11 protein-coding genes are annotated in these 13162 nt (G+C 71.7%); 10 read left to right on the top strand and 1 reads right to left on the bottom strand.

What is annotated here, in order from left to right; all coding sequences use genetic code 11:
- Positions 1 to 20: 20 nt before the first annotated feature.
- The 3 genes from ACWD5O_RS00385 (at position 21) to ahcY (ending at position 3970) form a co-directional block, all read left to right on the top strand.
- Complete coding sequence (locus tag ACWD5O_RS00385) at positions 21 to 1028, top strand: cation diffusion facilitator family transporter (protein WP_449935927.1); 1008 nt, start codon at positions 21 to 23, stop codon at positions 1026 to 1028.
- A gap of 3 nt (positions 1029 to 1031) precedes the next feature.
- Positions 1032 to 2195 carry a mannose-6-phosphate isomerase, class I gene (gene manA, locus ACWD5O_RS00380; RefSeq protein WP_450084214.1) on the top strand — a complete coding sequence of 388 codons (1164 nt, stop codon included), beginning with the start codon at positions 1032 to 1034 and terminating at the stop codon, positions 2193 to 2195.
- 275 nt (positions 2196 to 2470) lie between these two features.
- The gene (ahcY, locus tag ACWD5O_RS00375; RefSeq protein ID WP_387323436.1) at positions 2471 to 3970 is read left to right on the top strand and encodes an adenosylhomocysteinase; all 1500 of its coding nucleotides are present in this window, start codon (positions 2471 to 2473) and stop codon (positions 3968 to 3970) included.
- 84 nt (positions 3971 to 4054) lie between these two features.
- Here the strand turns inward: ahcY and ACWD5O_RS00370 are convergent, their stop codons facing one another.
- Positions 4055 to 4213, bottom strand: coding sequence for a hypothetical protein (locus ACWD5O_RS00370; RefSeq protein ID WP_354962789.1), 159 nt, complete (start codon positions 4211 to 4213; stop codon positions 4055 to 4057).
- Positions 4214 to 4371: 158 nt separating this feature from the next.
- On the opposite strand from ACWD5O_RS00370, the gene efeU reads away from it, so the two are divergent.
- From efeU to ACWD5O_RS00335, 7 genes are all read left to right on the top strand, one after another.
- Positions 4372 to 5331: an iron uptake transporter permease EfeU gene (gene efeU / locus ACWD5O_RS00365; protein WP_387323439.1), complete on the top strand. Its 960-nt coding sequence runs from the start codon at positions 4372 to 4374 to the stop codon at positions 5329 to 5331.
- A gap of 22 nt (positions 5332 to 5353) precedes the next feature.
- On the top strand, positions 5354 to 6487 hold the full coding sequence (gene efeO / locus ACWD5O_RS00360) for an iron uptake system protein EfeO (protein ID WP_449935919.1): 1134 nt from the start codon (positions 5354 to 5356) through the stop codon (positions 6485 to 6487).
- Positions 6488 to 6512: 25 nt separating this feature from the next.
- Positions 6513 to 7790: an iron uptake transporter deferrochelatase/peroxidase subunit gene (gene efeB, locus ACWD5O_RS00355; RefSeq protein ID WP_450084213.1), complete on the top strand. Its 1278-nt coding sequence runs from the start codon at positions 6513 to 6515 to the stop codon at positions 7788 to 7790.
- A 217-nt stretch (positions 7791 to 8007) separates the two neighbouring features.
- The gene (gene mtrA / locus ACWD5O_RS00350; RefSeq protein ID WP_109818783.1) at positions 8008 to 8697 is read left to right on the top strand and encodes an MtrAB system response regulator MtrA; all 690 of its coding nucleotides are present in this window, start codon (positions 8008 to 8010) and stop codon (positions 8695 to 8697) included.
- A gap of 111 nt (positions 8698 to 8808) precedes the next feature.
- Positions 8809 to 10467, top strand: a complete 1659-nt coding sequence (gene mtrB / locus ACWD5O_RS00345) for an MtrAB system histidine kinase MtrB (protein ID WP_450084350.1) — start codon at positions 8809 to 8811, stop codon at positions 10465 to 10467.
- Positions 10468 to 10478: 11 nt separating this feature from the next.
- Positions 10479 to 12257 (top strand): LpqB family beta-propeller domain-containing protein, encoded by a 1779-nt coding sequence (locus ACWD5O_RS00340; RefSeq protein ID WP_450084349.1) that lies wholly within the window; start codon positions 10479 to 10481, stop codon positions 12255 to 12257.
- Positions 12254 to 12970, top strand: a complete 717-nt coding sequence (locus ACWD5O_RS00335; RefSeq protein WP_450084348.1) for a ComF family protein — start codon at positions 12254 to 12256, stop codon at positions 12968 to 12970. The genes ACWD5O_RS00340 and ACWD5O_RS00335 overlap by 4 nt, the downstream gene beginning before the upstream one ends.
- Positions 12971 to 13162: the final 192 nt, after the last annotated feature.

Below are 13162 nucleotides of genomic sequence, written 5' to 3'. Positions count from 1 at the left end.
CGGCAGAGTGGAGCGACGGCGTGAGCGCCAACGGCGGGACGAAGGCGATCGTCGCCGCCCTGCTGGCCAACGTCGGCATCGCCGTCACCAAGTTCATCGCGTTCCTGCTCTCCGGCTCGTCGTCGATGTTGGCCGAGGCGGTCCACTCGGTCGCCGACTCCGGCAACCAGGGCCTGCTGCTGCTCGGTGGCAAGCGCGCCAGGCGGGAGGCGACCCCGCAGCACCCGTTCGGGTACGGCCGGGAGCGCTACATCTACGCGTTCATCGTGTCCATCGTGCTGTTCAGCATCGGTGGCTTGTTCGCCCTGTACGAGGCGTACCACAAGTGGGACGACCCGCACGGCATCACCGAGTGGCAGTGGTTGCCGGTGGCCGTGCTGGTGGCCGCGATCATCATGGAGTCGTTCTCCTTCCGGACCGCCATCAAGGAGTCCAACCACATTCGGGGCAACCAGTCCTGGGTGCGCTTCATCCGCCGGGCCAAGGCGCCTGAGCTGCCGGTGGTGCTGCTGGAGGACTTCGGCGCGCTGGTCGGTCTGGTGTTCGCGCTGTTCGGCGTCGGCATGACGCTGATCACCGGCAACGGCCGGTGGGACGCCGCCGGCACCGCGATGATCGGCATCCTCCTGGTCACCATCGCCATCGTGCTGGCCATCGAGACCAAGAGCCTGCTGCTCGGTGAGGGCGCCGAGTCCACCGACGTGGCTGCCATCGAGCGCGCGGTCACCGACGGCCCCGAGGTGGAGCGGATCATCCACATGAAGACGCTCTACCTGGGCCCGGAGGAGCTGATGGTGGCCGCGAAGATCGGGGTGCCGGCCTGCGAGAGCGCCCAGGATCTGGCCCGGGGCATCAACGCGGTGGAGGCGCGGATCCGCGCCGCGGTGCCGATCGCCCGGGTGATCTACCTGGAGCCGGACATCTTCAGCGCCGCCGCTGCCGAAGCCGGCACCGGTGCCGCCGCCGACACCGCCGTACCGCAGCCCCAGGATGCGTCCGGCGAGGCGGCCGGGCGGCCCGGGGGCTGACGGGTGGAGCTGCTGTACGGCCCGATCCGGGACTACGCCTGGGGGTCCCGCTCCGCGATCGCCCTGCTGCAGGGGCGGCCGGTGCCCAGTGCCGGCCCGGAGGCGGAGCTGTGGCTGGGCGCCCACCCGGGCGCCCCGGCCAGCGTGGAGCGGGCCGGCCTCCGGGTCAGTCTCTGCGACCTGGTCCGCGACGAGCCGGGGCAGTGGCTCGGCCAGCGGGTGTCCGAGCGCTTCGGCACCCGGCTGCCGTTCCTGCTCAAGGTGCTCGCCGCCGACGCTCCGCTGAGCCTGCAGGCCCACCCGGACGCCGAACAGGCCCGCGTGGGCTACGCGGCGGACGCGGGGCGCCCGCCGGGGGAGCGCAACTACTCCGACCCGCACCACAAGCCGGAGTTGCTGGTGGCGCTCACCCCGTTCGAGGCGCTGTGCGGTTTCCGGGATCCGACGGTGTCGGCCGAGGCGCTCGCCGCGTTCGGCGTACCGGCGTTGGCTCCGGTGGTTGCGGCGTTGCGGACGGGGCCGGTGGGGCTGCGCGCGGCGGTGCAGACGCTGCTCGCCTGGCCGGTCGCGGAGCGCGACGAGTTGCTGGGCTCGGTGCTGGCGGCGTCGGCCGACGGCCCGGACGCGGAGCTGGCCCACCGGCTGGCGGCGGCCTACCCGGGGGACCCGGGTGTGCTGGTCGCGCTGCTGCTGCACCATTTGCGCCTGACGCCGGGGGAGGCGATCTGGATGCCCGCGGGCAATCTGCACGCCTACCTGAGCGGCTGCGGGGTGGAGATCATGGCGGCCAGCGACAACGTGCTGCGCGGCGGGCTGACCCCGAAGCGGGTCGACGTGGACGAGCTGCTGCGGGTGCTGCGCTTCGAGGTGCTCGAGGATCCGGTACGGGCCGCTCAGCCGGTCGGGCCGGGGGTGGAGTGCTGGCCGGTGCCGGTGGACGACTTCGCGCTGCACCGGGTGCGGGTCGGGACCGGCGTGCCCTCGGTGACGTTGCCGCTCCCCGGTCCCCGGGTGGTGCTCTGCGGCGCCGGCTCGGTCACCGTGGACGACGGGGCGGGGGCGTTGACGCTCGCGTCCGGCCAGGCCGCGATCGGTACCGCGGCCGGCGAGCCGCTGCGGGTCAGCGGTGATGGTGAGGCGTATGTGGCAACCGCCGGACTGGGCTGACACACGCGGCGCCACGCCGCAAGTCCGACTTTCCGGGAATAGCTTGACGCTTCCTTGGCCGAGTGTGACTCTATGAGTACGCAGCGTTATCGCGACGACGGTCCGACAACGTGCGGGGAACCAAACCGGGGGGATGCACGGGGCGGCGGGAGTGGACGGTGTTTCCGTCCACCACCGACCGCCCCGTGCGCTGTCCGTCGACCGTCCCCCGGGCGCCCGTCGCTGGCGCGCGTAAGGTGGAGGGTCGGCGCAGACATCGTTCGACAGGAGCTTTCATGACCAGCACCCTCCCGGCGTCCGCCAGCGGTACGCCGTCCGAGGCCCGGCCGAGCACGCTCGCCGAGGGCGACTTCAAGGTGGCGGATCTGTCGCTCGCCGAGTTCGGGCGCAAGGAGATCCAGCTCGCCGAGCACGAGATGCCCGGCCTGATGTCGATCCGCCGGGAGTTCGCCGAGGCACAGCCGCTCGCCGGCGCGCGGATCACCGGCTCGCTGCACATGACCATCCAGACCGCCGTCCTGATCGAGACGCTGGTCGCGCTCGGCGCACAGGTGCGCTGGGCGTCCTGCAACATCTTCTCCACGCAGGACCACGCCGCCGCCGCGATCGTCGTCGGCCAGAACGGCACCCCCGACGCCCCCGCCGGAGTCCCGGTCTACGCCTGGAAGGGCGAGACGCTGCCGGAGTACTGGTGGTGCACCGAGCAGGTGCTCGCCTGGCCGGACGGGCAGGGCCCGAACATGATCCTCGACGACGGCGGCGACGCCACCCTGCTGGTGCACAAGGGCGCCGAGTTCGAGAAGGCCGGAGTGGTCCCGCCGGTCGAGTCCGCGGACTCGGAGGAGTACGCGGTCATCCTCGAGCTGCTGCACCGCTCGATCGCCGAGGACAACCAGCACTGGACCCGGATCGCCTCGGGCATCAAGGGCGTCACCGAGGAGACCACGACCGGTGTGCACCGGCTCTACGAGATGCACCGCGCCGGAACGCTGCTCTTCCCGGCGATCAACGTCAACGACTCGGTGACCAAGAGCAAGTTCGACAACAAGTACGGCTGTCGGCACTCGCTGATCGACGGCATCAACCGGGCCACCGACGTGCTGATCGGCGGCAAGATGGCCGTCGTGATGGGTTACGGCGATGTCGGCAAGGGCTGCGCCGAGTCGCTGCGCGGCCAGGGCGCCCGGGTCGTGGTGACCGAGGTCGACCCGATCTGCGCGCTCCAGGCGGCGATGGACGGCTACCAGGTGGCCACCCTGGACGACGTGGTCGAGCAGGCGGACATCTTCATCACCGCCACCGGCTGCTTCAACGTCATCACCAACGAGCACATGGCCCGGATGAAGCACCAGGCCATCGTCGGCAACATCGGCCACTTCGACAACGAGATCGACATGGCCGGCCTGGCCAAGCGCTCCGACGTCGAGCGGGTCAACATCAAGCCGCAGGTCGACCTGTGGCGCTTCGCCGACGGGCACGCCATCATCGTGCTCTCCGAGGGCCGCCTGCTGAACCTGGGCAACGCCACCGGGCACCCGAGCTTCGTGATGTCGAACTCGTTCGCCAACCAGACGATCGCCCAGATCGAGCTCTTCACCAAGACCGAGGAGTACCCGATCGGCGTCTACGTGCTGCCCAAGCACCTGGACGAGAAGGTCGCCCGGCTGCACCTGGGCGCGCTCGGCGCCAAGTTGAGCACGCTGACCAAGGAGCAGGCCTCCTATCTCGGCATCTCCACCGAGGGGCCGTTCAAGCCGGACCACTACCGCTACTGATCGACGCTCCCGTACCGGGTCGGCTGTTCGCAGCCGGCCCGGTTCGTCGTCTCCGTGCCGGCTCGGGTCGGCCCGGCGGGTGTGTCAGCGCGAGCGGGGGCCGCGGCGGGCGGGGCGGAACCAGGTCCAGACGCACCATGCGAGCCAGCCGAGTGACACGACGGTGGCCAGTGGCCGCAGGCGCAGCGCGCTGAGCAGCAGCACCACGGCCAGCACCGTCAACCACGGCAGTAATCCCTTCACGGCGGGGATCCTTCCACAGCGGGACCGCGGGTGGCTGAACGTCGACCGGCGGGCGGCCGGGTGAGCAGGTCAAGAACGACTTGACGAGGCTTCTGAACTGGAGGAAGGTATGGCTGCCCTAAGTTAGCTGAGGCGTGCCTAATGATCTCGGAGCCCCGATGTTCGCCACCTACCTGATCGGCCTGCGGGAAGGCCTGGAAGCGACCCTGGTGGTCAGCATCCTGGTCGCCTTCCTGGTGAAGTCGCAGCGCCGGGACCGGTTGCCGCAGGTCTGGGCGGGCGTCGCCCTGGCCGTGGCGCTGTCGGTGCTCTTCGGCTGGCTGATCGAGTACACCTCGAGCTCGCTGCTGGCCCGCTCCGAGGACCGCGAGCTGTTCGAGGCGATCACCTCCGTCGCCGCCGTGGTCTTCGTCACCTGGATGATCTTCTGGATGCGGCGGGCCGCCCGCACCATCGCCGGCGAGCTGCGCGGCAAGCTCACCGAGGCGTTGGCCGTCGGGTCCCTGGCGGTCGCCGGGATGGCCTTCCTCGCGGTGATCCGGGAGGGGCTGGAGACGGCGCTGATCTTCTACTCCGCAGCCCAGGGCGCGGCCGGCGACAGCGGACCGCTGCTCGCGCTGATCGGTGGCATCGCCACGGCCGTGGCGCTCGGCGTGCTGCTCTACGCCAGCGCCCTGCGCATCAACCTCAGCAAGTTCTTCACCTGGACCGGGGCGCTGCTGATCCTGGTCGCCGCCGGCATCCTGAAGTACGGCGTGCACGACTTCCAGGAGGCCGGGGTCCTGCCCGGCCTGAACGACCTGGCCTTCGACATCACCACCGCGCTCGACCCCAGCACCTGGTACGCCGCGCTGCTCGCCGGAATGTTCAACGTGACCCCCGCGCCCACCGTGCTGGAGACGATCGCCTGGATCGGGTACGCCGTACCGGTCCTCCTGCTCTTCCTGCGCCCGGCCCGTCGTACGCCGGCACCGGTCGCGGCGCCGGCCGACCCCGAGGCCGAGAACGCGCCGACGACCGGCGCGAGCGACACCGCGACGACCACCACCACCGTCACCGAGCGCGGGGCCGACACCGGCACCGAGGCCGAGGCGGCGTCCACGCCGCAGCGTGCCTGACCCACGAGGAGAGACAGCTCAGATGCGTACCGCCCGATTCTTCGCGCTGGCCGCTGCCGGCGTGCTGGCGACGACCGGTGTCGCCGCCTGCTCCGACTCCGAGAAGGGTGACGCGGCCGGGTCCGGCGGCCCGATCGTGGTCAAGGCCACCGACACCGCCTGCGAGGTCGGCACCACCGACCTCGGCGCCGGAACCGCCACTTTCAAGATCACCAACTCCGGTGCGAAGGTGACCGAGTTCTACGTGTACGCCTCCGGCGACCGGGTGATGGGCGAGGTCGAGAACATCGCCCCCGGGCTGAGCCGCGAGCTGCACGTGGAGCTGCCGGCCGGCACGTACGAGACGGCCTGCAAGCCCGGGATGAGCGGCAAGGGCATCCGCGGTGCGCTTAAGGTCAGCGGGTCCGCCGAGCCGCTGACCGCCGACGCCGCGCTGGCCGGCGCGACCGACAACTACCAGCGCTACGTCAAGAGCCAGACCGCCGCGCTGCTGGAGAAGACCGAGGAGTTCGTCGCCGCGGTCAAGGCCGGCGACGTGGCGAAGTCCAAGGCGCTCTTCCCGGTGGCCCGCACCTACTGGGAGCGGATCGAGCCGGTGGCCGAGATCTTCGGCGACCTCGACCCCAAGATCGACGGCCGCGAGGAGGTCATCGAGGAGGGGATGGAGTTCACCGGCTTCCACCGGATCGAGAAGGACCTCTGGCAGTCCGGCGACATCAGCAAGGACGGCCCGATCGCCGACCGGCTGCTGGTCGACGTCAAGGAGATCGTGGCCAAGGCCAACGCCGAGAAGCTCTCCCCGCTCCAGCTCGCCAACGGGGCCAAGGAACTGCTCGACGAGGTCGCCAGCGGCAAGATCACCGGCGAGGAGGACCGCTACTCGCACACCGACCTGTGGGACTTCGCGGCCAACCTGGAGGGCTCCAAGGCTGCCGTGTCCGCCCTCCGCCCGGCGCTGGAGCAGCGCTCGCCGGAACTGGTCAAGCAGCTGGACACCGAGTTCACCAACGTCGAGGCGCTGCTCGGCAAGCACCGCGACGGCGACGGGTGGAAGCTGCACACCGCGTTGAGCAAGGCCGAGCTCAAGGAGCTCTCCGACGGCATCAACGCCCTCGCCGAGCCGATCAGCAAAGTCGCCGCAGTCGTCGCCCGGTGACCGGGCGTCAGGGAGGGTCGAGTCGATGAGCGGGAGCAGGTTGACCCGGCGGCGAGCGATCACGCTCGCCGGTGCGGGGGTGGCCGGAGTCGCCGGGGTGGCGGCCGGCGCGGGCGCGCTGATCAGCGGCTCCCGTGACCCGGCCGCGGCCAGCGACCACCCGGCGGGAGCCGTGCCGTTCCACGGCGAGCACCAGGCCGGCATCGTCACCCCGGCCCAGGACCGGCTGCACTTCGTCGCCTTCGACGTGATCACCAAGGATCGCGCCCGGCTGGTCGAGCTGCTCCAGGAGTGGACGGCCGCCGCCGCGCGGATGACCGCCGGGCGTGACGCCGGGGTGCTCGGTGCGGTGGGTGGGATGCCGGAGGCCCCGCCGGACGACACCGGCGAAGCGCTCGGCCTGCCCCCCTCGCAGCTCACCCTGACCATCGGCTTCGGGCCGACCCTGTTCCGCGACGCCGACGGCCGGGACCGGTTCGGCATCGCCGACCGACGCCCGGCCGCGCTGGCCGAGCTGCCGAAGTTCCCCGGCGACGCGTTGCAGCCGCAGCTCTCCGGGGGCGACCTCTGCGTCCAGGCGTGCGCGAACGATCCGCAGGTGGCGGTGCACGCGATCCGCAACCTGGCCCGGCTCGGCATGGGGGTGGTGAGCGTCCGCTGGTCGCAGCTCGGCTTCGGCCGTACCTCGTCGACCTCGCGGGACCAGGCCACCGCGCGCAACCTGTTCGGCTTCAAGGACGGCACGGCCAACCTCAAGGCCGAGGAGACCGACCTGCTGCGCGACCAGCTGTGGGTGCAGCCGGGCGACGGGCCGGACTGGATGACCGGCGGCTCGTACCTGGTCACCCGCAAGATCCGGATGCTGGTCGAGACGTGGGACCGGACCTCGCTGGCCGAGCAGGAGGAGATCGTCGGCCGGACGAAGGGCAGCGGCGCCCCGCTCGGCCGCACCGACGAGTTCGACGAGCCGGATTTCGCGGCCCGCGGCGCCGACGGGCAGCCGGTGATCGCCGAGCACGCCCACGTCACGCTGGCCCACCCCAGCCGGAACAACGGCGCTCATCTGCTGCGCCGCGGCTACAACTTCGTCGACGGCTCGGACGGCCTCGGCCGGCTCGACGCGGGTCTGTTCTTCATCGCCTACCAGCGGGATCCGCGCCGGCAGTTCGTGCCGATCCAGACCCAGTTGGCGCGGCACGACGTGATGAACGAGTACCTCCGGCACGTCTCCAGCGGCCTGTTCGCCTGCCCGCCCGGGGTGCGCGACGGCGGCGACCACTGGGGTCGGGCACTCTTCGGCTGACGGTCGTCCGGATCGTGACAGGGCGACCGGCCGAAGCGGCGGTGGCGCCGGGCGGCACCGAAGGGGGATCATGGGTAACCCGGCGGGGATCCGTCCGTGCCGGGCCCCGCACCACGTGGCGCCGCCGCGGGTCGCGGTGACACGCTTGCCGGCGGCGCTATCCGTTACCGGCTGACGCCGGTCCCACCGAACTGAACGGGGATGCAATATTAATCCCATGAGAGCCCGGGTACTGGTGGTCGACGACGACCCCGCGCTCGCCGAGATGCTCGGCATCGTGCTGCGTAGCGAGGGCTTCCTGCCCTCGTTCGTGGCCGACGGCGAGCGGGCGTTGGCGGCGTTCCGCGACAGTCGTCCCGATATCGTCCTGCTTGACCTGATGCTGCCCGGGATGAGCGGCATCGACGTGGCACGGTCCATCCGAGCGGAGTCCGGCGTGCCGATTGTCATGCTGACCGCCAAGAGCGACACCGTCGACGTGGTGCTCGGCCTGGAGTCCGGCGCCGACGACTACGTGGTCAAGCCGTTCAAGCCCAAGGAGCTGGTCGCCCGGATGCGGGCCCGGCTGCGCCGGGGCGAGGACGTGGCACCGGAGATGCTGACCATCGGGCCGCCTGGCAACCAGATCACCATCGACGTGCCGGCGCACACGGTGAGCCGCAACGGCGAGGAGGTGAAGCTGACTCCGCTGGAGTTCGACCTGCTGGTCGCGCTCGCCCGCAAGCCGCGTCAGGTCTTCACCCGCGAGGTGCTGCTGGAGCAGGTCTGGGGCTACCGGCACGCAGCCGACACCCGGCTGGTCAACGTGCACGTGCAGCGGCTGCGCGCCAAGATCGAGCCGGACCCGGAGCGGCCGGAAATCATCCTCACCGTGCGGGGCGTGGGCTATAAGGCGGGGACCGGATAACCTGGTCACACTGTGTCAACCTCCCCGCCCCCGCCCCCTCAGACGACGGCTGCCCGCCGGCCGTCCGCCGCCTGGGAGCTCTGGCGTGCGCTGAGCGGGCGGGCCGCCCGGATGGTGGCGCGGGTGCACCAGACCTGGCGCCGCTCGCTCCAGGTGCGGGTGGTGACCATCACGCTGGTCGCCTCCAGCCTGCTGGTCGGGGGTTTCGCGTACCTGATCGCTGACAAGATCACCACCATCCTGCTCGACAGCGCCCGCACCGACGTCCAGCAGCGCGTGAACAGCGGCGCCGGCTACGCGGCCAAGCAGGTCTCCCTGTACGGCCAGCCGCAGGAGGCGCAGCTCCAGGAGACGATCGAGGACACGGTCAACTACCTGGCCGGCGGCGACCCCGAGCAGATCAGTGGTGTGGTGGTGGCGATCACCGCCGACGGCTATCCGAACGTCATCCAGACCCGCACCGCGCCCGCGGCGAACGTCCAGCCGTTGATCAGCCAGGAGCTGCGGGCCGCGGTCGCCAGCGGCAAGGTGGCCAGTCAGATCCGCACCGGCCGGCTGACCGGAGAGCCCACCAAATATCTGGTCTACGGCTCGCCGGTGCCCACCCGGTTCGGCCAGGTCGAGCTCTACTACCTCGTGCCGTTGACCCGGCAGGACGGCACCGCCGCCGACGCCCGAGCCACCGTGGTGGCCACCGGGGTCGCCCTGGTGATCCTGCTCGGGCTGCTCGCGGCCCTGGTCACCCGGCTGGTGGTCAATCCGGTCCGGGTCGCCGCGCGGACGGCCCAGCGGCTCTCCGCCGGCCTGCTCGACCAGCGGATGGTGGTCAACGGCGAGGACGACCTCGCTCTGCTCGCCGCGTCGTTCAACCAGATGGCGACCAACCTGCAACGGCAGATCCTCCGCTTGGAGGAGATGTCCCGGTTGCAGCGCCGGTTCACGTCCGACGTCTCGCACGAGCTGCGTACCCCGTTGACCACGGTCCGGATGGCCGCCGACCTGATCTTCGCCGAGCGCGACGAGTTCGACCCGGCGGTGGCCCGCAGCGCTGAGCTGCTCCAGGCCGAGCTGGACCGGTTCGAGGAGCTGCTCACCGACCTGCTGGAGATCAGCCGGTTCGACGCGGGCTTCGCCATGCTGGACGCCGAGCCGACCGACCTGGTGCCGGTGGTGCACCGGGTGGTCGACCGGCTCGCCGGCCTGGCCGAGCGCGTGGGCGTCCCGATCGAGTTGGACCTGCCGGGCACGCCGGTGATCGCCGAGGTCGACCCGCGCCGGGTCGAGCGGGTGCTGCGCAACCTGGTCGGCAACGCCGTCGAGCACGGTGAGGCACGTCCGGTGCTGATCACTCTCGGCATTGACGAGACCGCCGTGGCGATCACCGTTCGGGATCGTGGCGTGGGGCTCAAGGTGGGCGAGGAGAAGTTGGTGTTCAACCGGTTCTGGCGGGCGGACCCGTCCCGGGCGCGGCAGACCGGTGGCACCGGTCTGGGCCTGTCCATCAGCCTCGAGGACGCCCGGCTGCACGGCGGTTGGCTGGAGGCGTGGGGTGCGCCCGGGCAGGGCGCGCAGTTCCGGCTCACCCTGCCGGCCCGCGCGGGTGACCGGCTGACCACCTCGCCGCTGCGGCTGGTGCCCGCCGACGCCGCGCTGCCGTTCGGCGGTCCCCGGGACGGCGGCCCCCTGGCCATCGGGCCCGGCGCCGGCGGCACGCTGGCGATCGACCCGGCGCCGGCCGAGGACGGACACCGTGCGGAGGTGCGATCGTGAGGCGCCAGGTCATGGTCGGGGCACTCGGCGCGGCGCTGCTGCTGGGCGGGGGGTGCGGCATCCCGGCGTCGTCCGACGTGCGGGTGGACGGCAAGGGCGGGACCGCGACGGAGGCCGGCAGGGACAACGGCCGTCGCAGCGAGCCGCCGACGCGTACGGCCAGCGGCAGCGACATCGACGCGTTCGTGCGCAACTTCCTGGACGCCGCCGCTGGCGAGCCGGACCGGGCCTACGAGCGGGTCAAGCTGTTCGTCGCTCCGGAGCACCAGACCCAACTGAAGGAGAAGAAGGGCAGCGAGGTCGCGCTGAACGTGGTCCGGCTGCGTGAGGCGGTCTTCACCGGCAACAGCGACTCGACCACCACCGTGAAGATCAAGGTGCAACAGCTCGGCCTGCTGCGGGCCAACGGCACCCTGGCCCCGCCGGTGGCGACCGAGACGGGGTACGAGTTCCGGGTGCGCAGCGCGGCGTTCGGTGGTGACGACGAGCGCGCCGGCCTGTACGTCCTCGACCCGCCGAACGTGCTGCTGCTCAGCGACAACGCCCTCCAGCGGTACTACCAGGACGAGTCGATCTACTTCTGGAGTTCCGACGGCAGCCGTCTGGTGCCCGATCAGCGCTATCTGCCGGCGGCGGTACCGGACGAACGCCGGGTCAACGAGGTGGTGAAGTGGCTGGTCGGTGGCCCGTCCGACTGGCTGCGCCCCGGCGTCGTCGGGCTGCCCGACCGCACCGAGCTGGTCAACAACGCCACCGGCGCGAACAACCGGTGGGAGGTCAACCTGGACATGTCCGGTGACGACCAGACCCAGATCGACCGGTTGATCACCCAGCTGGCCTGGTCGCTGGGCGACCTGCGGGGCGAGTTGGCGCTGAGGATCCGCAACAACTCGCTGCCCGTGCAGGATCTGGACGCGCGCCGAAACTCCGACCAGCTCTACCCGATCACAGACGGCCCGCAGCGGTTCGGCGTCTACGAGGGCGCCATCCGCCCGCTCGACTTCGCTGGCGAGACCAGCGGCGCCGTGCCGTTGTCGGCTGAGGTCAACCGCAACATCGTTTCCGCGGGCCTCGCGCGGGCCGAGGGCCGGATCCTCGCCGCGATGGTGGTGAACAGCGGCAAGGGCCGGCATCGACTCGCGGTGGGCACCGGCCCCGGGCTCAAACGGAGCGGGAACGACTACGCCTCGATCAGCCGTCCGGTCTGGCTGCGCACGGTCGACTCCCGCCCGGGCCGGGGCCTGGTGGTGGCCGACGGCCGGCTCTACCGCTTCGACGAGGACGCCGGGATGTACCAGGTGCCACTCAACTTGCCCACCGCCGAGGTCACCGCGGTGGCCGCATCGCTGGACGGCCAGCGGGTCGCGTTGATCGCCGGCGGCCGGCTCTACGTCGCCGCGGTCAACCTGGACGGCGGCGGGGTCTCCATCGGCCCGCCCCGGGCGCTCGTCACCTCGCTGACCAGCCTCAGCGCCGTGGACTGGAGCGGGGAGGGCCGCCTGGTGGTGGCCGGGTCGGCCGGTCAGCCGGCGATCTACGGGCTCAGCGTGGACGGGGCCCTGGAGACGCCGCTGAAGACCGACGTGGGTGCCAAGGTCAACCACCTGACGGCGTACCCGACCAACCGCGAGGTGCCGTCACCCAGCGGGGGATACATGTACGAGGCGAACGGGGTGGCCTACCGCAGCAGCCCGTTCGAGCGGATCGAGGCCGCACGGGTACGGGACATCGCTCCACCGCCGGCCGGGCTCCGCCCGAGCAACCCGTCGGCCCCGTTCTTCCTCTACTGACGTCGTGCGCGGGGCTCTGGGCCGACCTTGGCGACCTGGTCCTGCCCACCGACTGCGCGGGCTGTCGGGAGCGTCGGCCCGGTCTGCGGCACGGAATCTGCCCGACCTGCGTGACGGCGCTGGGCGCGCTGCGTCCCCGTCCCGTCCGTCCCACACCCGCCCCACCGGGCCTGCCGCCCTGCGTCGCCCTCGGCCCGTACGCCGGTCCGCTGCGCGAGGCTCTGCTGGCGTACAAGGATCACGGCCGGCACGGGCTGGCCCGCCCGCTCGGCGCGCTGCTCGCCGAGGTCGTCGCGGCGGCGGTCGGCGGGGCCCGTCCGCTGGCGTTGGTGGCGGTGCCGGACACCGCGGCGGCGGCCCGGGCCCGCTACGGCGACCACCTGGACCGGCTGGCCCGGCACTGCGCGGCGCGGCTGAGCCGGGCCGGCTGGCCGGTCCGGGTGCACCGGCCGCTGCGGGCGCTGCCCCGGCCCGACTCGGTGACGCTGGACAGCGCCGGCCGGGCGGCGGCCGCCGAGGCGGCCTTCCGGGCCCGTTCGGGTGCTCGGCGCGGGGGCGGCACCTCGGGCGTGGCGCCCGTCGTCGTGTTGCTGGACGACATCGTCACCACCGGGGTCACCCTGGCCGCGGCGGCCCGCGTGCTGGCCGCGACCGGGCAGGCGCCGGGCGTCGCCGCGGTGCTCGCGGCAACCGAGAAGAGACGTCCTTCGTAACCGTTCGTGTTTCCGTTTCACCCGTTGGTGTATGAGCTGCGAAAAATCACCGGCGGTCTCGGCAACATGGGGTGACTGCCGCACGAACACGAGTTAGCGTTTCGCTGTCGGGGGTAGGAGGTCATTCCCACCCGCCCTCGGCGGTGAGAGGAGGCGTAGCCGCACTGACCGGTCGACGCCAGCGGGGCTCCC

It is taken from the genome of Micromonospora sp. NPDC005161 (genome assembly GCF_053599855.1).
The sequence above is the reverse complement of the archived record's forward strand: the minus strand, read 5'-3'. Positions and strand labels throughout refer to the sequence as shown.

Bases quoted from the DNA above. Each gene is read 5' to 3' on its own strand.
- efeB (WP_450084213.1), top strand. From the start codon at position 6,513: ATGAGCGGGAGCAGGTTGACCCGGCGGCGAGCGATCACGCTCGCCGGT.
- efeO (WP_449935919.1), top strand. From the start codon at position 5,354: ATGCGTACCGCCCGATTCTTCGCGCTGGCCGCTGCCGGCGTGCTGGCG.
- ACWD5O_RS00340 (WP_450084349.1), top strand. From the start codon at position 10,479: ATGGTCGGGGCACTCGGCGCGGCGCTGCTGCTGGGCGGGGGGTGCGGC.
- efeU (WP_387323439.1), top strand. From the start codon at position 4,372: ATGTTCGCCACCTACCTGATCGGCCTGCGGGAAGGCCTGGAAGCGACC.
- mtrA (WP_109818783.1), top strand. From the start codon at position 8,008: ATGAGAGCCCGGGTACTGGTGGTCGACGACGACCCCGCGCTCGCCGAG.
- ahcY (WP_387323436.1), top strand. From the start codon at position 2,471: ATGACCAGCACCCTCCCGGCGTCCGCCAGCGGTACGCCGTCCGAGGCC.
- mtrB (WP_450084350.1), top strand. From the start codon at position 8,809: ATGGTGGCGCGGGTGCACCAGACCTGGCGCCGCTCGCTCCAGGTGCGG.